This window comes from Bacillus sp. FSL P4-0334, from assembly GCF_038004825.1.
In the GTDB taxonomy this organism is placed as follows: Bacteria; Bacillota; Bacilli; order Bacillales; family Bacillaceae; genus Bacillus; species Bacillus velezensis.
The window spans coordinates 3,634,543-3,658,864 of sequence record NZ_JBBORX010000001.1; the positions used below are offsets into that span (position 1 = coordinate 3,634,543).

General features: G+C 48.3%; 25 protein-coding genes. 5 read left to right on the top strand and 20 right to left on the bottom strand.

Features of this window, described 5'->3' with window-relative positions:
• Window positions 1–8: 8 nt before the first annotated feature.
• Window positions 9–1,253, bottom strand: coding sequence for a DNA polymerase IV (locus NSQ37_RS18185; RefSeq protein WP_029973901.1), 1,245 nt, complete (start codon window positions 1,251–1,253; stop codon window positions 9–11).
• A 75-nt stretch (window positions 1,254–1,328) separates the two neighbouring features.
• Between NSQ37_RS18185 and NSQ37_RS18190 the strand changes: the two genes are divergently transcribed.
• Together NSQ37_RS18190 and NSQ37_RS18195 are read left to right on the top strand one after the other, a co-directional pair.
• The gene (locus NSQ37_RS18190) at window positions 1,329–1,610 is read left to right on the top strand and encodes a hypothetical protein (RefSeq protein WP_003153239.1); all 282 of its coding nucleotides are present in this window, start codon (window positions 1,329–1,331) and stop codon (window positions 1,608–1,610) included.
• A gap of 32 nt (window positions 1,611–1,642) precedes the next feature.
• Entirely contained in the window at window positions 1,643–2,479 is an 837-nt protein-coding gene (locus tag NSQ37_RS18195; protein ID WP_341124411.1) for a membrane protein insertase YidC, read from the top strand.
• Between the two features lie 113 nt (window positions 2,480–2,592).
• Here NSQ37_RS18195 and NSQ37_RS18200 read toward each other — a convergent pair whose 3' ends face one another.
• The 3 genes from NSQ37_RS18200 to mce are packed head-to-tail and all read right to left on the bottom strand — an operon-like array spanning window position 2,593 to window position 5,663.
• Entirely contained in the window at window positions 2,593–3,708 is a 1,116-nt protein-coding gene (locus NSQ37_RS18200) for a tripeptidase T (RefSeq protein ID WP_003153237.1), read from the bottom strand.
• A gap of 16 nt (window positions 3,709–3,724) precedes the next feature.
• A complete protein-coding gene (locus NSQ37_RS18205; protein WP_373467135.1) occupies window positions 3,725–5,248 on the bottom strand; it encodes an acyl-CoA carboxylase subunit beta in 1,524 nt (507 codons plus the stop codon).
• A complete protein-coding gene (mce, locus tag NSQ37_RS18210) occupies window positions 5,235–5,663 on the bottom strand; it encodes a methylmalonyl-CoA epimerase (RefSeq protein WP_015240172.1) in 429 nt (142 codons plus the stop codon). The genes NSQ37_RS18205 and mce overlap by 14 nt, the downstream gene beginning before the upstream one ends.
• 93 nt (window positions 5,664–5,756) lie before the next feature.
• On the opposite strand from mce, the gene prli42 reads away from it, so the two are divergent.
• Window positions 5,757–5,852, top strand: a complete 96-nt coding sequence (gene prli42, locus NSQ37_RS18215) for a stressosome-associated protein Prli42 (protein ID WP_007408390.1) — start codon at window positions 5,757–5,759, stop codon at window positions 5,850–5,852.
• A gap of 13 nt (window positions 5,853–5,865) precedes the next feature.
• Here the strand turns inward: prli42 and NSQ37_RS18220 are convergent, their stop codons facing one another.
• The 6 genes from NSQ37_RS18220 to brxB form a co-directional block, all read right to left on the bottom strand.
• Window positions 5,866–6,396 (bottom strand): L,D-transpeptidase, encoded by a 531-nt coding sequence (locus NSQ37_RS18220; protein WP_015240173.1) that lies wholly within the window; start codon window positions 6,394–6,396, stop codon window positions 5,866–5,868.
• A 69-nt stretch (window positions 6,397–6,465) separates the two neighbouring features.
• Window positions 6,466–7,419, bottom strand: coding sequence for an aromatic acid exporter family protein (locus NSQ37_RS18225; RefSeq protein ID WP_007408388.1), 954 nt, complete (start codon window positions 7,417–7,419; stop codon window positions 6,466–6,468).
• A gap of 76 nt (window positions 7,420–7,495) precedes the next feature.
• Complete coding sequence (locus NSQ37_RS18230) at window positions 7,496–8,218, bottom strand: amino acid ABC transporter ATP-binding protein (protein ID WP_059368145.1); 723 nt, start codon at window positions 8,216–8,218, stop codon at window positions 7,496–7,498.
• Window positions 8,211–8,870: an amino acid ABC transporter permease gene (locus NSQ37_RS18235; protein ID WP_003153227.1), complete on the bottom strand. Its 660-nt coding sequence runs from the start codon at window positions 8,868–8,870 to the stop codon at window positions 8,211–8,213. Before NSQ37_RS18235 ends, NSQ37_RS18230 begins: the two co-directional genes overlap by 8 nt.
• A gap of 61 nt (window positions 8,871–8,931) precedes the next feature.
• The gene (locus tag NSQ37_RS18240) at window positions 8,932–9,699 is read right to left on the bottom strand and encodes a transporter substrate-binding domain-containing protein (RefSeq protein ID WP_007408386.1); all 768 of its coding nucleotides are present in this window, start codon (window positions 9,697–9,699) and stop codon (window positions 8,932–8,934) included.
• Window positions 9,700–9,945: 246 nt separating this feature from the next.
• Window positions 9,946–10,383, bottom strand: a complete 438-nt coding sequence (gene brxB, locus NSQ37_RS18245; RefSeq protein WP_003153223.1) for a bacilliredoxin BrxB — start codon at window positions 10,381–10,383, stop codon at window positions 9,946–9,948.
• A 178-nt stretch (window positions 10,384–10,561) separates the two neighbouring features.
• Between brxB and NSQ37_RS18250 the strand changes: the two genes are divergently transcribed.
• Window positions 10,562–11,458: a YegS/Rv2252/BmrU family lipid kinase gene (locus NSQ37_RS18250; RefSeq protein WP_020956063.1), complete on the top strand. Its 897-nt coding sequence runs from the start codon at window positions 10,562–10,564 to the stop codon at window positions 11,456–11,458.
• Between the two features lie 43 nt (window positions 11,459–11,501).
• Here the strand turns inward: NSQ37_RS18250 and NSQ37_RS18255 are convergent, their stop codons facing one another.
• The 8 genes from NSQ37_RS18255 to NSQ37_RS18290 all read right to left on the bottom strand — a co-directional run bounded on the left by NSQ37_RS18255 (window position 11,502) and on the right by NSQ37_RS18290 (window position 21,534).
• Window positions 11,502–12,764: a dihydrolipoamide acetyltransferase family protein gene (locus NSQ37_RS18255; RefSeq protein WP_043020806.1), complete on the bottom strand. Its 1,263-nt coding sequence runs from the start codon at window positions 12,762–12,764 to the stop codon at window positions 11,502–11,504.
• A gap of 21 nt (window positions 12,765–12,785) precedes the next feature.
• Window positions 12,786–13,769, bottom strand: coding sequence for a 3-methyl-2-oxobutanoate dehydrogenase subunit beta (gene bfmBAB / locus NSQ37_RS18260; protein ID WP_003153216.1), 984 nt, complete (start codon window positions 13,767–13,769; stop codon window positions 12,786–12,788).
• Window positions 13,770–13,781: 12 nt separating this feature from the next.
• Window positions 13,782–14,774, bottom strand: a complete 993-nt coding sequence (locus NSQ37_RS18265; protein ID WP_015240177.1) for a thiamine pyrophosphate-dependent dehydrogenase E1 component subunit alpha — start codon at window positions 14,772–14,774, stop codon at window positions 13,782–13,784.
• 22 nt (window positions 14,775–14,796) lie between these two features.
• A complete protein-coding gene (gene lpdA, locus NSQ37_RS18270) occupies window positions 14,797–16,218 on the bottom strand; it encodes a dihydrolipoyl dehydrogenase (RefSeq protein WP_014418337.1) in 1,422 nt (473 codons plus the stop codon).
• Window positions 16,208–17,323 carry a butyrate kinase gene (buk, locus tag NSQ37_RS18275; protein ID WP_014721483.1) on the bottom strand — a complete coding sequence of 372 codons (1,116 nt, stop codon included), beginning with the start codon at window positions 17,321–17,323 and terminating at the stop codon, window positions 16,208–16,210. The genes lpdA and buk overlap by 11 nt, the downstream gene beginning before the upstream one ends.
• A gap of 17 nt (window positions 17,324–17,340) precedes the next feature.
• Window positions 17,341–18,435: a branched-chain amino acid dehydrogenase gene (bcd, locus tag NSQ37_RS18280; protein WP_043020804.1), complete on the bottom strand. Its 1,095-nt coding sequence runs from the start codon at window positions 18,433–18,435 to the stop codon at window positions 17,341–17,343.
• Window positions 18,436–18,448: 13 nt separating this feature from the next.
• Complete coding sequence (yqiS, locus tag NSQ37_RS18285; RefSeq protein WP_039063302.1) at window positions 18,449–19,342, bottom strand: phosphate butyryltransferase; 894 nt, start codon at window positions 19,340–19,342, stop codon at window positions 18,449–18,451.
• A gap of 122 nt (window positions 19,343–19,464) precedes the next feature.
• Window positions 19,465–21,534, bottom strand: coding sequence for a sigma-54 interaction domain-containing protein (locus NSQ37_RS18290; RefSeq protein WP_015240180.1), 2,070 nt, complete (start codon window positions 21,532–21,534; stop codon window positions 19,465–19,467).
• Window positions 21,535–21,687: 153 nt separating this feature from the next.
• Between NSQ37_RS18290 and NSQ37_RS18295 the strand changes: the two genes are divergently transcribed.
• Window positions 21,688–21,930, top strand: a complete 243-nt coding sequence (locus NSQ37_RS18295; RefSeq protein ID WP_007408378.1) for a DUF2627 domain-containing protein — start codon at window positions 21,688–21,690, stop codon at window positions 21,928–21,930.
• A 28-nt stretch (window positions 21,931–21,958) separates the two neighbouring features.
• Here the strand turns inward: NSQ37_RS18295 and prpB are convergent, their stop codons facing one another.
• On the bottom strand, window positions 21,959–22,864 hold the full coding sequence (gene prpB, locus NSQ37_RS18300) for a methylisocitrate lyase (protein WP_043020803.1): 906 nt from the start codon (window positions 22,862–22,864) through the stop codon (window positions 21,959–21,961).
• 18 nt (window positions 22,865–22,882) lie between these two features.
• Window positions 22,883–24,310: a bifunctional 2-methylcitrate dehydratase/aconitate hydratase gene (locus tag NSQ37_RS18305; protein WP_025284981.1), complete on the bottom strand. Its 1,428-nt coding sequence runs from the start codon at window positions 24,308–24,310 to the stop codon at window positions 22,883–22,885.
• Window positions 24,311–24,322: the final 12 nt, after the last annotated feature.

Consider the following 24,322-nt stretch of genomic DNA (forward strand, 5'->3'; position numbering starts at 1 on the left):
CAAGTTATTCACCTTTTCTTTTCATCCTGAAAAAAGTCTCTGTTAAAGCTCGTTCCCCTTGTTTTGCTTTCTTCTTTTTTTATAACGGCGCCTTTTCTGATCAGGTTTTGGCCGTACTTTTCATTCAGCTCGTTCATCATCTGAAAAATCGGCTCATCCTTTGCGTCCTCCTTGAATGAAAACAGATCAAGCTGTTTATACGCCTGCTGTTTTTCAACCAGTTCCGTTCCGGTGATGCCGAGAAGCCTTACCGGATTTTGGTTCCAGTGCTTGTCAAACAGTTCCATCGCCGCTTCCATGATGTCTTTTTTCTGATCAGCCGGATTGCTGAGGGTCATGCTTCTTGTGACCGTTTTCCAATCCGCATACCGAATCATGATGAACAGCCGGCAGGCCATGACCTCCTTACGCTGGAGCCGTTCGCTCACAGACAGCGCGAGCCGGTCAAACACGCCCGTTAATTCATCCCAGTCAGCCGAATCATGCGACAGGGTGGATGAGTTGCCGACACTTTTAAATTCATATATCCGCTCGGGATTGACTTCTGCAGGATGGATGCCGTTCGCTTTATCCTTCAGCCTCGGGCCGTTTATGCCGAGAAGCGTTTTCAGCGCATGTTCATCTCCTTTTGCCAAATCACCGATCGTTTTGATGCCGAGCGTTTTTATTTTTTCCGCAGTTTTCGTTCCTATACCGTGCATCTCTTCAATCGGAAGAGGCCATAAGACGTCCGGCAGCTCTCTTTTTCTTAAAATGGTGATGCCGAGCGGTTTTTTCATGTCAGACGCCATTTTGGCGAGAAATTTATTCGGGGCGATGCCGATGCTTGACGGAAGCAAAAGCTCTTTTTGCAGTCTCGCCTGAATGTCTTCGGCTGTCTCATACGCCCTGTGTCTGTGCGGTGTGTCCGTAATATCCATGTATCCTTCATCAATAGAAACAGGCTCGACTAAATCCGTATACTCCCTCAGAATGCTGAACATTTCTTTTGATGAACTCCGGTAGCGGTCAAAATTCGGAGGCACGACGATGAGTTCCGGACAGAGGCGTTTTGCCCGCCACACCGGCATGGTGGTCTTTACGCCCCGCGCTCTCGCTTCATAGCTGCAGGTGACGATGATTCCTTTCCGTTCCTTCACGTTTCCGGCAACGGCGATAGGTTTTCCTCTTAAAGACGGATCATACGCCATTTCTACGGAGGCATAAAAACTGTTCATATCGATATGAAATATAATTCTCCCTTTTCCGGCCACTCCCGGCGCCTCCTTTCCTTTCATAGACAACCTTATATATATGTAGTAAAATAAGAGCTGAATGGATGTGATAAAATGATTCTTGAGTCAATGAATGACTTTTTATTTTTAGTCGATTTTTTCACAATTATTCTTCCCGCTCTGACCGCGATCGGCATCGCTTTTCTTTTGCGTGAGCGCCGCGCAGGCGAGCATTGGAGAACGAAACGAATAGATGAACATCAAGCAGTCGTTCAGCTGAACCGAACAGACTTTCTTATTATTATATATCATCGCATTACAACTTGGATACGTAAAGTCATCCGCATGAATTCACCGGCGAATGATGATGAAGATGTCAGCTTCCTCCTTTTATAACGGCAAGTGAAGATAAAAAGGAGGAGACATAATTGTCTAAAACATATCAAAAATGGATCGCATTCGGATTGTTTTTTATCGTACTGTGCACAGGCCGCTCGGCTTTTGCGGCGACATCTCAGACTCAGACGGGAGGCCTCGGGAATATCGGGTTTTTCCACGATTACCTGATCGAGCCGTTTTCGGCACTTTTAAAAGGTGTGGCGGGCCTGTTCCACGGTGAGTACGGACTGTCGATTATTCTGGTGACGATTATCGTCCGGATCGTTGTATTGCCTTTGTTTGTGAACCAATTTAAGAAACAGCGGGTGTTCCAGAAAAAAATGGCTGTGATCAAACCGCAGGTCGACAGCATTCAGGCTAAAATGAAACAAACGAAAGATGCGGAGAAACAAAAAGAACTGCAAATGGAAATGATGAAGCTTTACCGTGAGCACAATCTGAATCCGATGGCAATGGGATGTCTTCCGATGCTGGTGCAATTCCCGATTTTGATCGGTTTTTATTACGCCATCCGCTCAACGCCGGAAATCGCTTCACACTCATTTCTGTGGTTCAGCTTAGGGCATTCTGATATTCTTGTATCACTGTGCGCGGGGGCCATGTATTTCTTACAGGCTTATATTTCCCAAAAATTAAACGAGAAATATTCACCGGCTGCTCAAAATCCGGCCGCGATGCAGTCAGCAAAAATCATGGTCTTTATTTTCCCTGTCATGATGACCGTTTTTTCACTTAACGTACCGGCTGCGCTGCCGCTTTACTGGTTTACAAGCGGACTGTTTTTGACAGTGCAGAATGTACTTTTACAGCAGACGCATCATAAAAAGAAACAAGCTGCGGCTCAGGCGGAGCCCGCCAAATCATAATACTGAAACCCTGCCGGAACCTATCCGGCAGGGTTTTTTCTTGTATCTGCAAGGCTTTAAACCAATTATCATGAAGAATGAAAAAAGCACCCAAACAACTGGGTGCTTCGTTTTTAGTTGGCCGCTGTTTCGATAATGGCAACGACCATTTCCGCCGTTTTGACGAGCTCTTCAATCGGCATTTTTTCATTTTTCGTATGGATTTGTTCATAGCCTACTGACAGGTTGACTGTCGGAATGCCGTGGCCGGCAATGACGTTTGCGTCACTTCCGCCGCCGCTTGTCTGAAGTTCGCTCGGCCGGCCGATTTTTGCCGCCGCTTTTTTCGCGACTTCCACAACCTGATCGCCGTCCTGATATTTGAAACCCGGATACATGACCGCGATGTCCACTTCCGCGCGGCCTCCCATCTCAGCTGCAGCAGATTCGAAAGCTTCTTTCATTTTCTGCACTTGCGCTTCCATTTTTTCAGGCACTAATGAACGCGCTTCAGCCAGAATATCAACCTGGTCGCAGACGATATTGGTTTGCGTGCCGCCTTCGAAACGTCCGATATTAGCCGTTGTTTCTTTATCAATACGGCCGAGCGGCATTTTAGAGATTGCTTTTGATGCGATTGTAATCGCGGAGATGCCTTTTTCCGGTTCTACCCCCGCATGAGCCGTTTTCCCGAAAATGGTTGCTCTCACTTTCGCTTGTGTCGGCGCGGCTACAATAATGTTGCCGACTTTTCCGTCTGAATCAAGCGCAAAACCGTATTTCGCGGTAATGTCTGAACGATCCATTGCTTTTGCCCCGACTAATCCCGATTCTTCTCCGGCCGTGATAATGAATTCAATGGTGCCGTGCTCGATGTTTTGTTCTTTCAGCACTTTAATGGCTTCAAACATTGCGGCAAGTCCCGTCTTATCATCAGCACCGAGAATCGTCGTGCCGTCGGATTTTACATAGCCGTCTTCCACAATCGGCTTAACGCCTTTGCCCGGGACAACCGTGTCCATGTGCGATGTGAAATAAATCGTATCCGCATCTTTTGTGCCCTTTAACGTACAGATTAAGTTGCCGGCTCCATGCCCCGTCACTTCTTTTGTATCATCTTCTTTTACGCTCAATCCTAAATCAGTGAATTTTTGTTTGAGCACCTTGCTGATTTCCGCTTCATGTTTTGTCTCTGAATCAATTTGAACGAGTTCAAGAAATTCTTCAAGCAGACGTTTTTCGTTTACCATTTTCAGTTCCCTCCGTTTAAAGCGGTATATTACCGTGCTTTTTTTTCGGTCTTTCCTCTTCCTTATGCGCAAGCATGTCAAATGCCTGAATCAATTTTTTCCTCGAGTCTTCCGGCCGGATGATATCATCCACCATTCCGCAGGCCGCTGCTTTATACGGACCGGCGTTTTCCTTTTCGTATATGGCTTTTTTTTCGCGCTTCGTTTTCTCCGGGTCGTCAGAAGCCTGTATGTCTCTGCTGTATAAAATCGACGCCGCGCCTTCCGCTCCCATCACGGCGATTTCCGCATTGGGCCAGGCGAATACAAGATCTGCCCCGAGCCCTTTCGAATTCATGGCGACATAGGCGCCTCCGTAAGCTTTTCTGATGATGAGCGTCACTTTCGGCACCGTCGCTTCGGCAAAAGCATACAGCAATTTTGCTCCGTGACGGATGATTCCCGCATGTTCCTGCTGAAAGCCCGGAAGAAATCCCGGAACATCAGCGATCGTCAATAGCGGAATATGAAACGCGTCACAAAAACGGATGAATCTCGACGCTTTGTCAGCGGCATCAATCGTGAGGCTCCCCGCCAAGTGTTTCGGCTGGTTTGCGACAACACCGACTGTACGCCGTCCGAGTTTCAGAAAACCGACAGCAATGTTTTTGGCAAAATACGGCTGAATGTCAAAAAACGTTCCGTCATCCGCCAGCTCTTTTATTACCTGTAACATATCGTAAGGTTTCGAACTGTCCGCGGGAACGAGGGTGTTTAATAACGGTCTGGCGTCTTCCTTTTTAACGGGCAATGCCGTCTGTCCGCCGTGCGGGAGATAAGAAAGCAGGGTTTTCACAGCGGAAAGAGCCTCTTTTTCCGTTCGTGCGGAATAGTGGGCATTTCCGCTTATCACATTATGTATTCCCGCACCGCCTAAACTTTCCGCGTCAATCTGTTCACCCGTCACCTGTTCAATGACTTTCGGGCCTGTAATAAACATGTGCGACGTATGTTCCGCCATAATCACAAAATCCGTCAATGCGGGTGAATAAACAGCACCGCCGGCACACGGCCCAAGGATGACAGAGATTTGCGGAATCACTCCCGAGTAAAGGACGTTGCGCCTAAAGATATGACCGTATCCATTTAATGATACCACACCCTCTTGAATTCTCGCACCACCTGAGTCGTTCAGCCCGATGATCGGAGTTTTATTTTTCGCCGCCAGATCCATTACCGCCGCGATTTTTTCCGCATGTGTCTCGCCGAGCGTCCCGCCGAGTACGGTAAAGTCATGGGCAAACAAATACACGGGCCGTCCGTCAATTGTGCCGTATCCGGTAACAACGCCGTCTCCCGGAGCATTTCGGGACCCGGGCATGCGGCTTTTGGCAAACGGCTGCAGCTCTGAAAAACTGTCTTCGTCCAATAAATAGTCAATTCTTTCTCTTGCCGTCAGCTTGCCTTTTTTGTGCTGTTTTTCATTTTTTTCCGCTCCGCCGCCATTTGTTAAAAAGGAACGTCTTTCATTTAAGTGTCTGATATGATCACTCATGCTCATCTTGAGTTTCTCCTTTTTCAATTGTTTCACAAAGCTCAATCAGGACCCCGTTCGCCTCTTTTGGAGAGAGAAATGCGATCTTCTTCCCGCCCGCTCCGTTTTGCGGTTCATGATGGATCAAAGTCATGCGGCATGCTTCAAGCTCCTTGATCGTTTCCTTCATATCGGCGCAGCGGAATGCCAAATGATGCAGCCCTTCGCCTCTTTTCTGTAAAAAAGAGCTGACGGGAGACGCGTCCGACAGCGGCTCAATCAGCTCAAGCTTTGTGCCTCCCGCTTCTAAAAAAGCAACTCTCACATTTTGGCCGCTTACCAGCTCGTCTCCCATATACGTAAGCCCGAGCATCCGTTCGTAAAATCCTCTCGCGGCTTCAATAGAGCTGACGGCAATGCCGACATGATCAAGTTTTTTCATAGCGCGGCCACCTGCTTTCCGCCATAGGATATGGCTTGTTCATACAAGCAAAACACGTTAAAATGATAGACAGTAATCTTAAGGAGTGAAACAATGTCTCAAAAATTTATGAAAAGCGCCGTCATCGTCATTTTGGGCGTATTTATACTTTCAACCCTCCTCTCAGGCATTATGATGTATTTGCGGTAAAAAAGCAGGCGCCTCATTGCAAGGGGGGTTCCTGCTTTTTTATGAGGGCTTTCCGCTCTATTGCAATGTCCTCGAATGAGCGGTTTTCTTTTGTAATCAACACTTTCGTTCCGGGAGGGATAATCCGGAAAATACGGATGACATCCCGGTTTTTCATACGGATGCAGCCGTTTGAAACAAACCCCCCGATCAGCTCTTCTCTGTTTGTTCCGTGAATGCCGTATATCCTGCCGTCGGTGCCTTTCGCGTCAAAACCGATCCAGCGGACGCCGAGCGGGTTTTCCGGCGCGCCTCCCTCTACATTTTTCTTCCGGTAATACGGATTGACGGCTTTGACCGTTACCGTAAATTCTCCTTCAGGCGTCAAATCATCCGTTTTTCCCGTCGCCACCTGATAAATGCCTTCTATTCGGTTATCCTTCACAACAGCAAGCGCATTTGTGGCTTTATTGACGATAATATAAGGGTCACCCGGCAAAGGGTTCGCGCCAAGCGGCCAAAGCGGAGACAGCAGCAGGGCGGCTGACAATAAAAAAAATCGCATGGGCTCCCCTCCTTTTTTCATTAGAATGACCAATGAAAGGAGGACTCATGCGATTGATCCATATGTTTTTTACAGCTTGATGCCTTTGAAATAACTTTTAATCACGAGATATTGTTCCATCTCACCGAGGAGGTGGAACAAAGCCGCCCGCGCTTCAAACTCCTCGCGCGTTGCCGGGAGCGGCATTTCTTCAAATTCCGTTCTCATTTCTGCAAGTCTTTTTAAAAATTTATGAGCGGTATTGCCGGGGTGAATGGCTTCCCTTAATTCATGGATGAAATGGGCGATTATTTTGCCCTGCTCCACCGTTATTGAAATAGAGGTAATCTTCGGCAGCAGCCGTTCAATGATTTCAAATTGTTTCTGTCTCATCTTAAAATAATGATAGTAGAGATTTTCATGGCGCAAAATATGATTCTGAACGTCCCGATAGGCGAGGTTTTTCGCCTCTTGAATCATCTGATGCGTCTCCGGTATTTCCTTCCCCGACCAATCTTGCTCACCAGTTAACAAATACCGTTCGATTTCGGCGAAGATGACGGAAAAGTTGTCCTCGATTTTTTTCCGGTACGCCGCGAGTTTTCTGTCGAGGCTCGGCATATACAGATTCATTAACAGCGCGACGCCGATACCTACGGTGATCAGCTGGAACTCATTCCAGATAAACGCCATCGTAATGCCGCCGGACATATATAAATGAAGAATGATTACTGAGCTGGTGACAATTCCTTCGTTTATTTTTAAAACGACTGTAGTCGGAATGAACAGCACCAGCAATATTCCGATCGCAAACGGATAATAGCCGATCAGCCCGAAAAAGACATATGAGAAGACGATCGCCAATAAACAGGCGGCAAATCGGGCCCACGAGGCCTGAAGCGACCGCTTTTGCGTAATCTGGATGCACAATATGGTGATGATTCCTGCGGATGCGAAGTTTTGCAGATGCAACAGCTGGGCTAAATAAATGGCCAGCGCCGTTCCAAGTGCGGTCTTTAGTGTGCGGTAACCGATTTTAAACATTGCTTGCTCCATTCTGTTTGTTTCTTTCTCAAAAAAAAGAAGAAGAGCACTCTTCTTCTTTTCTTACAGTTATATTTTATAATATTTTTTCTAAAAAGTCCTGTGCTCTTTTTGACTTCGGAGAAAGAAAAAATTCTTCCGGCTGCCCGTCTTCCACGATCGTCCCTTCATCCATGAATAATACGCGGTCTGCCACTTCTTTGGCAAATCCCATTTCGTGCGTTACGATCACCATCGTCATGCCCGTCTGCGCGAGCTCTTTCATCACCTCAAGAACTTCTTTGACCATTTCCGGGTCAAGAGCCGAGGTCGGTTCATCAAACAGCATGATGTCAGGATTCATGGCAAGCGCACGCGCGATGGCGACCCGCTGCTTCTGTCCGCCTGACAAACGGTTCGGATAGTCGTTCTGTTTGTCAAGCAGTCCGACTTTTTCAAGGAGGGCGCACGCCTTTTCCTCCGCCTCCTTTTTAGACTCTTTCTTCACGCTGACTGGCGCGTATGTGATATTTTCAAGCACCGTTTTATGAGGAAACAAATGAAAATGCTGAAATACCATGCCGATATTTTCCCGCACTTTCAGTTTATTCGTTTTAGCTGCGGTAATTTCATTTTCTTTAATGGCAATCGTTCCGCCGCTCGGGGTTTCCAGCAGATTTAAGCAGCGCAGAAACGTTGATTTGCCGGAACCGGAAGGGCCGATGACAGCGACGACTTCCCCTTCTTCGATCTGTGTTGAAATGTTTTTCAGTACTTCATGTTTCCCGAATGATTTTGACAGGTTGTCGACCTTAATCATTGGCTTTCAGCTTCCTTTCTACGCCTTTTCCGATGAATGCTAAGATCAAAACGAGCACGTAATAGATTAAGCCCGCCACAATAAGAGGTTCTAAATAGTTGTATGTTGCGGCGCCGGACTGGTAGGCCCGTCTCATAATGTCGCCAAGACCGATAACTGTGACGATCGCCGATTCTTTCGTTAAGGTGATTAATTCGTTAATAATAGCCGGAGAAATGTTTTTAAACGCCTGCGGCAGCAGCAGATCTTTCATCATTTTTCCGTACGGCACGCCGAGAGCGACGGCAGCCTCTTTTTGTCCTTTGTCAATTGCGTTGATTCCCGCTCTGATAATTTCAGAGACGTAAGCGGCTGAATTGAGCGATAATGCGGTGACCGCCGCCCAAAATTGATCGATCTGAAAGCCCAGAAGCTGCGGCATACCGAAATAAATGATCATCAGCTGCAGCACGAGCGGCGTGCCGCGGAATATCGAAGTATAAAAATCCGCAATCCATTTCAGCGGACTGATCGTGCTGATTTTAAATAAGCTGAGCACGATGCCTAATACAAGACCGATGACCGCCGAAACGAGCACAATTTTCAATGTGACCGCAAGGCCTTCCAATATAAAAGGAATTTGGGGGATTGTCGCTGAGAAATCCAAATTCATACGTGTGATCTCCTTTGTCTTTATTCAAGATAAAAAGCTCAACGAAAAGTTGAGCTTTCTTTTATTTCTCGTTGGTGAACCATTTTTTCTTCAGTTTTTCGATTTCTCCGTTTTTCTCCATTTCTTTCAGCGCTTTGTTGAACTTCGCTGTCAGATCACTGTCTTTGCGGAACGCAATCGCGGAACCCGATTCGTCTGATTTCGCATCTGCTGACGCAAAGCCCTGCAGATCTTGATTTGAACTGAAATAGCCTTGTGCTACGATGTCTTCGATAATCGCGGCATCAAAACGCCCGGATTTGATCTCTTCGGTTAAGTCTGAGATCCGGTTGCGGTCTTCGAGCTGAAAACCGTATTTCGAAGCGAGCTTCTTGCCTTTTTCCTCTTGAATGGAGCCGAGCTGAACACCGACGGTTTTGCCTTTCAGATCATTCAAGGATTTCATGCTGCTTCCCTTTTTCGTAACGATCATATTGTTAGCAGTATAATAAATATCAGAAAAATCAACTTGCTTTTTCCGTTCCGGTGTAGGTGTCATTCCAGATAAAATCATATCTACCTGCTTGGACTTCAAGGCTGTAATCAGGCTGTTGAAGTCCATGTCCTGCACCTCAACGTCATAGCCGGTCTTTTTGCCCAGAGCTTTTGCCAGATCAACGTCAAACCCGGTGATCTGATCGCCGTCTTTATATTCAAATGGTTTATAGTCAGCCGATGTACCCATAATCAGCTTGTTCTTTCCGCCCTCTGAGCCTGAATTGCCTGATCCGCAAGCGGACAGCGCAAAGGTGATACATGCGGCAGCTAATACCAACAGCCATTTCTTCATGATTCATTTCCCCCATATCTACTGATCTCTTAAATTTGAATATTTATTCGTTAACTTGTATTTTAAACACTTTTTAATTGTGATGCAATACTATTTTTGAAAAATATATTTTCCTTTCCGTGTTTATTATAGTCATTGTTTTTCAGGTTAGTGACAGCTGAACGCCGATGTATATATATTTATATTTATACATATGCCATATAAAAAAAAACCCCCAAGCGCTTGGCTCCGGGGTTTTTCTTTCACTTATACTTCTTCACAATATTCTTCAAATGCTTCCTGCAGTTTTGTGACGACGGCCATCGGCTCATGGCCTTCAATTTCATGGCGTTCCACCATTTTCATGATTTTCCCGTCTTTTAAAATGGCAAATGACGGAGAGGACGGCGGATAGCCTTCAAAGTATTCTCTCGCTTTGGCTGTCGCTTCTTTATCCTGTCCGGCAAATACCGTCACAAGCTGATCCGGGCGTTTATCGTAATGTACGGAATGGTACGCGGCAGGCCGTGCAATACCGCCTGCGCATCCGCACACAGAGTTGACCATGACGAGTGTCGTTCCTTTTTTCGAAAGCGCTTCGTCCACTTCCTCAGCGGTTTTCAGCTCTGTATACCCGGCGGCCGTGATTTCCTGACGGGCTTGACGCACGACATCATTCATAAATAAATTAAAATCCATATTCAACTGGGACCTCTCCTTTTTGATCATCTCTTCTTATGATAGCAAGGAACCTCCCTATCGGCAAATGACACCGCTCATATCCAATTGTTTTTTGTCCCTTTTATGTTCCCGATGTAAGTTTATGACCCTTTAAAAACGGGAAACTTGTTAAGGAGATTGTCTGAAATAAAGGAGCAGTCATATGAGCCAACGGAAAGCAGTTTTAATTTATAACGGAAACGCCGGTCAAAAACAGATTGATAAAACGCTCGGCACGGTCGTCCCCATTTTGGCCCAGTCAGCTGATGAACTTTTGATTAAACCGACCAAACATCAGGATGATGCCCGTCAGTATTGTGAAAATCTCGACAGTTCAGTTGACCATTTATATATTTTAGGCGGAGACGGCACTGTGCATCAATGCATCAACAGCATCAGCAAGCTTGATCACAGACCCGCTGTCGGCATTTTGCCGGGAGGAACGTGCAACGATTTCTCCCGGGCGCTCGGCATCCCGCAAAACCTTCAAAAGGCCGCTGAAGTGCTCGCGGCCGGACATAAACGGATGATTGACGTCTGTAAAACGGATGACGGCTATTTTCTGAACTTCTGGGGCATCGGACTGATCACCGAAGCATCAAGCCATATTAATGAAACTGAAAAAGCATGGCTTGGTAAAATCAGCTACTTCACGAGCGCCTTGCGGACGATGACAAGCGCGAACCCGTTTCCTGTCAAATTGACGATTGACGGCGAGGTGAAAGAAGACGAAGCCGTAATGGTGCTTGTCATGAACGGGCATTATATCGGGACAAACAGAGTTCCCCTGCCTGATGCCAGCCTCCAGGACGGCTTAGCCGATGTGTTAATCTGCCGCAACACAAGCCTTGCCGCGTTGCGGGAGCTGATGACGATGGAGCAGGGTTCGTTTGATGATTTCAAAGGGGAGCTGTCCTATATTCAGGCCTCCAGGATTGAAATCGAAACCGGACGTGAGATGGACGCGGATACAGATGGCGAGGTATACGGAACAACACCTTGTACGATCGAAGTGAAAAAACATCATCTCACTATGATTGTTCCCGAGGATTCACAATGAAAATAAAAAAACTCCTTTTGCCGCCCGGGCAAAAGGAGTTTTTTTAATAGACGGAAGTATGTTCATCAATGTTTTCTAAGATCTCTTTGACGCGTCCGAGGAATCGGCCGCACACGAGCCCGTCGAGCACTCTGTGATCTAAAGACAGGCAAAGATTAACCATATCACGAACTGCGATCATCCCGTTATTCATGACAACCGGACGTTTGACGATAGATTCTACCTGAAGAATCGCCGCCTGCGGATGGTTGATAATGCCCATAGATTGAACTGAGCCGAAAGATCCCGTGTTATTGACGGTAAATGTGCCGCCCTGCATATCTTCCGCAGTAAGTTTTCCGTTTCTCACTTTTTTCGCAAGGTCCGTTATTTCTCTGGCTATGCCTTTAATCGTTTTTTCATCAGCATGCTTAATAACCGGAACAAACAGCGAATCTTCCGTGGCAACGGCAATGGAGATGTTGATGTCTTTCTTTTGGACGATTTTGTCTCCCGCCCACATGCTGTTCATCTGCGGGAACTCCTTGAGAGCCTGCGCCGCCGCTTTTACAAAGAAAGCGAAAAACGTTAAATTGAAGCCTTCTTTCTGTTTAAATGAGTCTTTAATGCTGTTTCTGTACGCCGTCATGTTCGTGACGTCGACTTCCATCATCGTCCAGGCATGCGGAATTTCTGTTTTGCTTTTATGCATATTGGCGGCGATGGCTTTTCTGACGCCTGTAACCGGAATTTCAATATCACCGGCTGACAGAGCGGGTGCCGGCGCTTGTTTTTGCTGTTGTTTCGGCGCTTGTTGCGTTGTTTGAACGGCAGCCGGCGCCGGTGCTTCCGACTTCTGCTTCATTCCCGAATCAATGATCTTTTGAATGTCTTTTCGCGTAATTCTTCCGCCTGCACCCGTTCCTTCAACTTCTTCAAGCTGAATGCCGTGTTCTCCCGCTAACCTGAGCACGGCCGGCGAATAACGCGCTTTATTTGACTGATCTTTACCTTGACGGTTTGCATCTGTGTCTGAAGTGGTATTCTGCTCTTCTTCCCGCTTCGGCGCCTCTTCGGTTTCCGTTTCTTCTGTTTCAATTTTGCAGATGATCTCGCCGACTGCAAGAGTCTGGCCTTCTTCTCCTACAAGTTCTCTAATCGTACCGGTAAAAGAAGACGGCACCTCCGCGTTCACTTTATCTGTCATGACCTCCGCGATGGGGTCATATTTATTCACTTGATCACCGGGGGATACCAGCCATTTGCTGATCGTCCCTTCCGTCACGCTCTCTCCGAGCTGAGGCATAGCCATTTGTTCAATCGCCATGTCAAAAACCTCCTTACGTCTTTAAAACTCCGCTAATTCTCTCATCGCGGCTTCTGCTTTGTCAGGATTCATCATGAAGTATTTTTCCATTGTCGGCGCATAAGGCATTGCCGGAACGTCAGGACCTGCAAGCCGCTTGATCGGCGCGTCTAAATCAAATAAGCAGTTTTCAGAAATAATGGCGGCGACCTCGCTCATAATACCGCCTTCTTTCGTATCTTCTGTGATCAGCAATACTTTTCCCGTTTTAGACGCGGCTTCAATGATGGCTTCTTTATCTAACGGATAAACCGTACGCAAGTCTAATACGTGCGCGGAAATTCCGTCTTTTTCAAGGCGCTCGGCAGCCTGCAGAGCAAAATGGACGCATAATCCGTACGTAATAACAGTAATGTCGCTGCCTTCGCGTTTTACATCCGCCTTTCCGATCGGAAGGACGTAATCATCCGCAGGGACTTCGCCTTTAATCAGACGGTACGCCCTCTTATGTTCGAAAAACAGCACCGGATCTTCGTCACGGACTGCAGCTTTCAACAGCCCTTTTGCGTCATAAGGAGTTGAAGGCATGACAATTTTAAGGCCCGGCTGGTTGGCAAAAATAGCCTCCACAGATTGGGAATGATACAACGCGCCGTGCACGCCGCCGCCATAAGGCGCTCTGATGACCATCGGACAGCTCCAATCATTGTTTGAACGGTAGCGTATTTTTGCCGCTTCTGAAATGATTTGGTTGACCGCAGGCAGAATGAAATCGGCAAACTGCATCTCGGCAATCGGGCGCATGCCGTACATCGCGGCGCCGATGCCGACACCGGCAATCGCTGATTCAGCAAGCGGCGTATCCATCACCCGCTCTTCTCCGAACTGTTCATAGAGACCCGCCGTGGCTTTAAACACGCCGCCTTTTCTCCCGACGTCTTCCCCGAGAACAAACACGCGCGGATCTCTTTCCATTTCTTCTTTCATTGCTGCATTAATACTGTCAATATAAGACATTACAGACATAAGTATTCCTCCCTACTTCGCATAAACGTGATCAAGCGTTGATTCAGGAGATGCGTATGGCGCTTTCTCCGCTTCGTCTGTCGCTTCGTTTACGATAGCCATGATGTCATCCAGCATGGTCTTTTCTTCTTCTTCACCTAGAAGCCCGGCTTCTTGCAAGTATGCTTTGTATAAAAGAAGCGGATCTTGTTTCTTCGCTTCTTCTACTTCTTCGCGTTCTCTGTAGCTGCTGTCGTCGTCATCACTGGAATGCGGCGTCAAACGGTAGGAAACCGTTTCTATTAATGTAGGGCCTTCGCCTTTAGACGCCCGTTCGCGCGCTTCTTTTACGACCCGGTAAACTTCCAGCAGGTCGTTTCCGTCAACAGTGACTCCCGGCATGCCGTAGCCTGCCGCCCGGTCGGATATTTTCTCGCACGCCACCTGTCTGTCATACGGGACAGAAATAGCATACTTATTGTTTTCACACATGAAAATGACCGGCAGTTTATACACGGCGGCAAAGTTTGCCCCTTCGTGAAAATCCCCCTGGTTGGAAGATCCTTCTCCAAAGGTAACGAAAGAGACGATATCCTTTTTATCCATGCGTCCCGCAAGCGCGATTCCGACTGCATGAGGAACCTGCGTCGTAACAGGGGATGAGCCCGTTACGATTCTGTTTTCCTTTTGCCCGAAGTGGCCCGGCATCTGCCTTCCGCCTGAGTTCGGGTCAGCTGCTTTCGCAAAACCCGACATCATCAAATCCTTTGCAGTCATACCGAATGCAAGCACAACCCCTATATCTCTGTAGTACGGAAGCACATAGTCGGTATCACGGTTTAAGGCATAGGCCGCGCCTACTTGCGCCGCTTCCTGTCCTTGACATGAAACAACGAACGGAATTTTGCCCGAGCGGTTTAAGAGCCACATTCTTTCGTCGATTTTTCTGGCTAACAGCATGGTTCTATACATTTCAACGGCTTCTTCGTCAGAGAGCCCTAATGCTTGATGGCGGTTTGTAGTCATTCAAACCCCTCCTTCTTTCCTTTTAAAAATGAATCGCGTTTCCGTCTGCGGCTAACGCAGCTTCTCCAATCGCTTCTGACAGCGACGGATGCGGATGTATGGATTGGCCGATTTCCCAAGGCGTCGCGTCGAGCACCTTGGCAAGCCCCGCTTCAGAGATCATATCGGTGACGTGCGGACCGATCATATGGACACCGAGAATATCATCTGTATTCCGATCGGCGACGATTTTGACAAAGCCATCGCTTTCTCCGTATACAAGAGCCTTTCCGATCGCCATGAACGGAAACTTCCCGATCTTCAGTTCATGCCCTTTTCGAAGAGCTTCCTCTTCTGTCAGACCGACGCTCGCCGCTTCCGGATTTGAATAAATACATTTCGGCACAAGAGCGGCATCAAGCGGAGCCGGATTAAGACCCGCCATATGCTCAACGGCAATGATGCCCTCACGGGAGGCCACATGCGCAAGCTGCAGCCCGCCGACAACATCACCGATCGCATAAATGTGCGATTCCTTCGTCTGCCCGGCTTCGTTCACGATGATAGAACCGTTTTCCGCTTCAATATCCGTGTTTTCAAGCCCGATCCCTTCAATGTTCGGCTGGCGGCCGATGGAAACAAGCATTTGTTCCGCGTGATACGTTTCTTTTTTTCCATTCTTTTCAGCGGCAATTGAAACGCCGTCCGCTTTTTCCAATGTATCCGGAAGCACTTTCGCACCCGTCACGATCTTAATTCCTTTTTTCGTTAACAGTTTTTCCATCTCGCTTGAAATATCACGGTCTTCCGTCGGCAAAATGCGGTCCGCATATTCAATCACAGTGATATTGACGCCGAAATCGTTCAGCATGGATGCCCATTCAATTCCGATGACACCGCCGCCGACGATCATCATGGATTGGGGCAGACGTTCAAGCTCTAACGCTTCATCTGATGTCAGAATATATGTACCGTCTGCTTCTAAACCCGGCAGCATTTTCGGCCTTGAACCGGTTGCGATAATCAATTGTTTCGGTATCAGCATGTCGTTTTCTTCACCATTTGCGTATTCGACGGAAACCGTACCGGGAAGAGGTGAGAAGATGGAAGGGCCGAGCATACGTCCGTACCCGTTGAATACATCAATCTTCCCCTTTTTCATCAAGTGGGCGACACCGCCGGCCAGCCGGTCAACGATTCCCTGCTTTCGTTTTTGCACGCTGTCAAAGCGGAGGGAGACACCTTCCGTTTCAATGCCGAATGCTGCCGCTTCCTTTGCGGTTCGGTACACTTCCGCGCTTCTTAACAGCGCTTTACTCGGGATACATCCTTTATGCAGGCATGTTCCGCCGAGCTTTTCTTTTTCTACAACGGCCGTTTTTAAGCCGAGCTGGGCCGCTCTGATGGCGGCTACATAACCGCCCGTGCCGCCGCCCAGAATGACCACATCATACTCAGTCGCCATTTGTTTTCACTCCTTCGCCGATCTGATATTGCTTTGACTGCTCCTCACCGGCTAAAACCCGAAGCGCGCCTTGCGCGAGAGATTGCAGTTCATTTTCTCCCGGGTACACCAGTACATCCGAAATCCAATCTATGTACGATCTGATGGCGGATACGAAACTTTTCCCGTACGCCAATCCGCCCGTCAGAACGATAATGTCTACTTTTCCTTTTAAAACGGCGCTTGCCGCCCCGATTTCTTTTGCTACTTGATAAGCCATGGCGTCATAAATGAGACGCGCGTTTTCATCGCCGGCCTGAATGCGTTTTTCCACCTTCACCGCGTCCGTTGTCCCCAGGTAGCCGGAGAGTCCGCCCGTGCCGACAAGTTTTTTCATCATATCGGCTTTTGAATACTTGCCGGAAAAACACATTTCTACCAAATCACCCGCCGGAACAGTTCCCGCGCGCTCCGGGCTGAAGGGTCCTTCTCCGTGAAGCCCGTTGTTGACATCCGTCACCCGTCCGCAATCATGGACACCGACTGTGGTGCCGCCTCCCATATGAGTGACGATCATCTTCATCTGTTCATACCGTTTGCCGAGGGACGCCGCCGCCTGACGGGCAACAGCTTTTTGGTTCAAAGCATGGAAAATGCTTTTCCGCTTGATTTCAGGCATTCCTGATACTTTAGCGAGCGGAGTCATCTCATCCACCACGACCGGATCGACGATATACGCGGGGATATTTAATCCGTCAGCTATTTCCCTGGCAATAATTCCGCCCAGATTAGAAGCATGCTGGCCGTTGTAGCCGTTTTTCAAATCAGTGATCATGGCGTCATTCACTTCATATGTGCCGCCCTCAATCGGTCTGAGCAGGCCGCCTCTGGCACAAACGGCATCGAACTTTGAAATGTTGATGCCCTGTTCGTGCAAAGACTCAAGAATGCTTATTTTTCGAAATTCGTATTGGTCGATGATGCTGTTAAATGTTTTCAGCTCTTCTTCGGGATGCCGCAGCGTCTTTTCAAAGATACAGCGTTCATTGTGAAAGACACCGATTTTCGTTGATGTTGAGCCTGGATTCAGAATGAGAATGCGTTTTTCCTTTTCGAACATTTTCATACCTCCAGATCAAATTCCTATCGTCTGCTTAATATACTTTGGCCGTTTTGCAGAAACTGGCTTCTTGAACGGCGCATGCGCTCAATTCGTTCCTCAGCCAGACGGTCGGCCGCTAAGTATGTCGGAATGCCGTCACGCGCGGAAATATCGAGCACCCGCTCAATGTTTGCATAGATGCCTTCAACCTTTTTCAAAGCCCGCTCAGCATTGTAGCCGTAAAGCTCATCGGCCACATTGATGACGCCGCCTGCATTGATGACATAATCCGGAGCGTACACGATTCCCATTTCATGAATGGTATCGCCGTGACGTGTTTCTTTCAGCTGGTTATTGGCCGCTCCCGCAATGACTTTCGCCTTCAGGTGTTTAATCGTGTCATCGTTAATGACGGCGCCGAGAGCACATGGGGCATAAATATCGCACGCCTGTGAGTAAATGTCGCCGGGATCAACTGCGCGGGCGCCGAAGTCCTCAACGGCACGTTTAACAGATTCTTTATTGATATCCGTTACGATTAAAGAAGCGCCTTCTTCGTGAAGGTGGCGGCATAGATTGTAAGCCACATTTCCCACGCCTTGCACGGCAATTGTTTTACCTTCCAGTGAATCAGTGCCAAACGCCGCTTTCGCTGCGGCTTTCATCCCTTTGTAGACGCCGTACGCCGTAACGGGAGACGGATTTCCTGATGAACCGAATGCCGGAGAAATTCCGGTTACATAGTCTGTTTCATCATGAATGATGTCCATATCTTCAACGGTGGTGCCGACGTCTTCCGCCGTAATATACCTTCCGTTTAAGCCTTGGATGTAGCGGCCGAACGCGCGGAACATTTCTTCATTTTTATCTTTGCGCGGGTCTCCGATAATAACGGTTTTCCCGCCGCCTAAGTTTAAACCGGCAGCCGCATTTTTATAAGTCATGCCTTTTGCGAGTCTTAGTGCATCTTCAATCGCCGCTTCTTCACTGTCATATGTCCACATTCTTGTTCCGCCGAGTGCGGGGCCGAGCGTCGTATCATGAATCGCGATGATCGCTTTTAATCCGGATTGTTCATCTTGGCAGAATACCAATTGTTCGTAATCATAAGTCTCCATATATTTAAAAATTTCCATTGGTTCGTTCCTCCTACTGTTCTTGTGATGCGCAAATCGCAAGCGCAATTGAATACAGTTTATTTTCTGCGGTATCCGCTCTGCTCGTTAATGCGATCGGCGCTTTTGCACCGGCGATGACGGCAGCAACACTTGCTTTCGCAAAATAAATCATTGACTTATAAAGCATATTTCCGGCCTCGATTGAAGGAACCAAGAGAATATCCGCCTGGCCCGCTACGCTTCCGGAAATCCCTTTTTGCAGCGCAGCCGCTTGGGATACGGCATTATCCAAAGCAAGCGGTCCGTCCGCAATGCAGCCAGTAATCTGTCCTCTGTTGCACATCTGGACGATCGCAGCCGCGTTCAGCGTCGCCTCCATTTTCGGATTAACCGTTTCAATAGCGGCAAGGACTGCGGCTTTCGGCATAGGGTTCCCTACTGAATGTGCGACATGAACCGCATTTTGCAGAATATGCCCGAGCTCTTCAAGAGACGGGGCAATGTTCAGCGCTGAATCAGTCACATACATCAGCCGGTCATAGTCCGGCACCTCAAAAACGGCTACATGTGATAACACCCTTTTTGAACGAAGCCCTTCATGGCGGTTTAAAACCGATTTCAGAAGAGTTGAGCTCGGGAGATTCCCTTTCATTAAAACGTCCGCCTCTTGTTCACGCACTGCGCGCACTGCTTTTGCCGCAGATTCTTCGGGTGAATCGGCGTGGATGATTTCAGCATTGAACTTCGGCTCATTTGCGAGAAGCTCTTTCAGCTTTCCGCTGTCACCCGTCAGTAAAAATCGTGCCGACAAGTGTTCTGCCGCCATTTTGACGGCCTGGATCACTTCTTTATCTGCTGCGTGGGCCACTGCAATGGTTTTTGCGTTTTTTGCCGCGGCTTTTTCAACTAGGTCTCTCAGCTTCATTTTGTACCACCTTCCTTGTGCGAATCCGCTTTTAACAATGCAAGTTCCGTGCCAAATGTGCGGGAGGGTTTATTCCGGCTTTCTTCAAGAAAACATGCAGCTGTTTGCGCTTTCTCTGCAATTTATTGCATGCCGTCATTTGCAAGGCCGTACTTGTCCATTTTGTAGTACAGATTCCGAATGCTGACACCAAGCGCTTTTGCCGTTTTGGTTCGGTTGAATTTATGCTTTTCAAGCGTTTTTTGAATGACGTGCGCTTCAAATTTTTCAACAGCCTGAGACAGCTTTTCCCCTTCCACATCCGGAAAATCACTTTGGGTGCCGTTTTTTTCATTCAGCTCTGATTCAAAAACAGGCAGATGCTGCTGTTCGATCCGTTCCATGTGCGGCTCTAAAAATATCATTGCCCGTCCGAGAACATTTTCAAGCTCCCGGACGTTTCCCGGCCAGCTGTAGGCTGATAAAGCTCGCAGCGCGTTCGGCGTGAGCCCCTTTACATTGCGGCCGTAATCCTGATTGATTTTTTCAATGAGCCGAATGCTCAGCGCTTCAATATCTTCTTTGCGCTGCCGAAGCGGCGGGATTGAGATCGGATAGCGGTTAATCCGGTAATACAGGTCTTCACGGAACGCGCCTTCCGCCATGGCCTTTTCGATGTTGACGTTTGTCGCTGCGATAATTCTGACATTGACAGAAATCGCTTTAGCGCCGCCGACTCTGATAATTTCTTTTTCCTGCAGAACTCTGAGCAGCTTTGCCTGGGTGCTTTGGGTCAGCTCTCCGATTTCATCTAAGAAAATGCTGCCGTTATTCGCTTCCTCAAAAAGTCCTTTTTTGCCCCCGCGCCTCGCGCCCGTAAACGCGCCTTCCTCATAGCCGAAAAGCTCGGATTCTAGCAGTGATTCAGACAAGGCCGCACAATTGACCCGAATGAACTTATTGTATTTTCGGTCGCTTTCATTATGGATGGCGTGGGCGAAAAGTTCTTTTCCTGTGCCGGATTCTCCCCGCAGCAGAATCGTCGCCGGCGTTTTCGCCCCGAGCTTCGCCTGTTCAAGGGCGACCAGCATTTGTTCACTCGTGCCGATAATGTCGTCAAACGTATATTTCGCTTCAAGCGTGCGGATGATCTGGCGCGCCCGATTCAGCTCAGCAGTCAGCGTTTTAATTTCTGACACGTCGTGGATGACGCCGACGCTGCCTTTTAAAATACCGTCCACAATAACGGGGGCAACATTTACGATAACATCCTTTTTATTGGGGCCGACCTTCATTCTCACACCCCGCACGGGCCGCCTTGTCCCCAATACTTTCAGGTGCATGCTCTCCCCTTCTGAGATATCGGTGGAAGCGGGTTTTCCGATGACTTCGCTTTCTGACAGCCCGGTCATTTTTGTATACGCTTTGTTGATTAACATTCCGATGCCGTTTTCATCAACGACGGAAATGGCCTCGTCTGACGATTGTATAATCGCTTCAAGCATGGTGCGGATTTGTTTTAAGTTCGTGACCTCTTCCGCCAGTTCAACTGCGTCGGTGATATCTTTAAACACGCATAACGCGCCGAGAAGTTTTCCGCCTTCATCAATGATCGGCAGTCTTGTCGTGACAATCTGCAGGTGCTTTCCGAGAAGCTGCTTCTGGTTATATTCCGGCTCTCTCGTTTCCAGAATCCGCGGCAGCTTTGTGTTCGGCACTACATCTTTAATTTGGCGGCCGATGACATCCTCCCGTTTTTGGCCGACCATTTTTTCTGCCATCTGATTAAATAAAATGATCGTTTCGTTGACGTCTATAAAAATCATGCCGTCGTGCGTTGAATTAAAAATCCGGTCATGCTTATACGTCTGCGACTTCAGCATTTGGATAAGCTGCTGTTTTTCCTCCATCAGCTGAAACACCATGTACGCCAATTTTCCCGGCATGACGATGGTTTGTTCTTTTTTCTCATGGAGCAGCTCATCCATGACCGCTTTATCGCCTGTTGTATGGATGATAATATCTATATCTTCAGTTATGTAGGGTTTCCAATCTGATGAGGTTGCAATTCCATATTTCCGGGCTTCTTGCAGCCCTTGCGCCTCCGGATCTTGATCAACCACCGCAATAATCCGGATCAGCTTTGTTTTCATCAAAATCTGTAGGAGCGCCGTGCCTCCTTTACCAGCACCTATAATCAGCACCTTCTGCATCCCGATACCCCTTTATATGAAAAAATTTGCACACCTGTATTTCCCGTTGCAATAATTTGCACAACCCCTATGTTACCACGTTTTGATCTCTTGACAAAATATTTTTTCGATTGGACAATAAAGGAAAACATATCGTAAAGGGGTTTTCTGAATATGAGCCGGCTTGTTGCGCTTTTGATTCTGGTCCTCCCCGGCGCTGTCGCGGCGCTCGGCATTAAGCTGATGAGAGATGCATTATTCGGGCATGCGTTTTCCCCGTTTCCGTCCCTTTTTCTTCAGGGGGCGGCCGGATTGGCGTTTTTTTTGTTCGGCCTTTATGTTCTGGCCGGGTTTATTCTGTACAGAGATCGGAAACGCAATCAAGTCAGCCCGCGGTTCAGGAAAAAAAAGCTGTAAAAAAAGCCCTTGCAAAAAAAGGGCTTTTTCAGTCGTCCGGCAGTATCGTTTTGGCAATGGATTGATCCAGTTCTTCATAGTCATCGTAAGCGATCGTTTCATATAATTCTTTTCTCGTCTGCATATCCGAAAGCCCCTCTTTTTGCGAGCCTTCTTCTTTCAGAAGGCGGAAAATACGCTCAAAAGCCTTGGCCGCCGTTCTGAGTGACGTGACCGGGTAAATGACCATCTGACAGCCCATATCGGAAAATTCATCAGCACTGTAATACGGCGTTTTTCCGAATTCAGTCATGTTTGCGAGAATCGGCACACTGATTTGTTTGGAAAACGCTCTGAATTCACTTTCGGATTGGAGCGCTTCCGGAAAAACAGCGTCAGCACCCGCTTTTATATAAGCGGACGCCCTTTTTAATGCCCCCTCCAATCCTTCCTGCTGTCTGGCGTCTGTTCTCGCAACAACAAGAAGAGTCGGCGCGGCCCGCTTGACCGCTTGGATTTTTTGCGCCATTTCTTCAATCGGCACGAGCTGCTTCCCATTCAGATGTCCGCATTTTTTCGGCAGGCGCTGATCCTCCATCTGGACGGCGGCCGCGCGCGCTTCATACATTTCTTTCGCCGTCCGGGCGGCATTCAGCACTCCTCCGAAACCCGTGTCAATATCAACAAGGACGGGCAGATCAGTCGAGCGGACCAGATCTTTAACCCGTTCAGCCATTTCCGCCGACGTGATGATCCCTAAATCGGGCAGCCCTCTGCTCGCCGTGTAAGCCGCGCCTGATAAATAAAGAGCCGAAAACCCCGTTTTCTTGGCGATAAGAGCGGCCATCGCATCGTGAGCGCCAGGGATCTGCAATAGATCCGGCGCTGCCATCAGCGTACGGAACCGCTCTGCAAGCTCCTCTTGAGACGACTGCTTGCTGACGATCCACGTCATGTTTGTCACCCTCCTATTTTATACGAGAAATAAGTCCATAAATTCACTAACGCTGAGCTTCTGCATTCGGCCGCTATGTTCGCAGGCCTCTTTGATTTTACGCTGCTGCTTCAATGAAAAATGAGTGCTGATGTTTGCTGAAAACTTGGCAAGAATCTTCGGAACGGCTTCTTTTCTGCGGAACCGGTGCCCGAGCGGGTATTCACATTCAATCCGTCCCGTAGCCGTGCCGTCTGTAAAATGCACCTGTACGGCATTTGATATGGATCGCTTATTCGGGTCTAAGTAATCTTTTGAGTACGCTTTGTGTTCCGTCACCTCCATTTTGCTCCGCAATGTATCAATTCGCGGGTCAGACGCCGTTTCCTCTTCATAATGATCCGCCGTGATATCTCCGAAAAGCAGCCCGATTGCCGTAATATACTGGAGGCAGTGATCCCGGTCAGCCGGATTGTGAAGCGGCCCTTTTTTATCGATAATCCGGATAGCCGACTCATGGGTCATAATCGTGATCCTGTCAATGTCTTCGATGCGGTCTTTCACCTCAGGATGAAGCCGGACCGCGCATTCCGCCGCTGTCTGGGCGTGGAATTCAGCCGGGTAGGATACTTTAAACAAAACATTCTCCATCACATAGGACCCAAGCGGGCGGGCAAGCTTCATTTCCTGCCGGTTAAACAATACGTCTTGAAATCCCCACCCAGATGCGGTCAGAGCCGTCGGGTACCCCATTTCACCTTTTTGCGCCATAAGGGCCAAATATACGCCTCTGCTCGTCGCGTCGCCGGCCGCCCATGATTTGCGTGATCCGGTATTCGGCGCATGACGGTACGTTCTGAGGCTTGAATTATCAATCCAGGCATGAGATACGGCGTTATTGATTTCCTCTTTTGAGCCGCCCAGCATTTGCGCGCAAACAGCCGCAGTCGCCACTTTCACAAACAGCACATGGTCAAGCCCCACTCTGTTTAAGCTGTTTTCCAAAGCGAGAATTCCTTGAATTTCGTGCGCTTTGATCATTGCGCAAAGCACATCGCGCACGGTAAGCGGTTCTTTCCCTTCTGAAATCCGCACTCTGGATATATAATCCGCACAAGCCAATATGCCTCCGAGATTGTCAGACGGATGACCCCATTCCGCCGCAAGCCACGTATCATTATAATCGAGCCACCTGTTGATACAGCCGATATTAAAAGCAGCCGTGACCGGGTCTAAAACAAAAGGCGTGCCCGGGACTCTGCTGCCGTTGGGCACGGCGGTTCCCGGGACAATCGGGCCGAGCAGCTTTGTACATTCGGGATAGCTGAGCGCCAAAATTCCGCAGCCTATCGTATCAAGAAGCACATGTCCTGCCGTAGTAAAAGCTTCTGAACTGTCAATCTCCTGATGGAGCACGTAATCAGAGATCTCTTCGATTACAGCGTCCATTCGGCGGGGTTCTGTCATGTTTTCATCTTC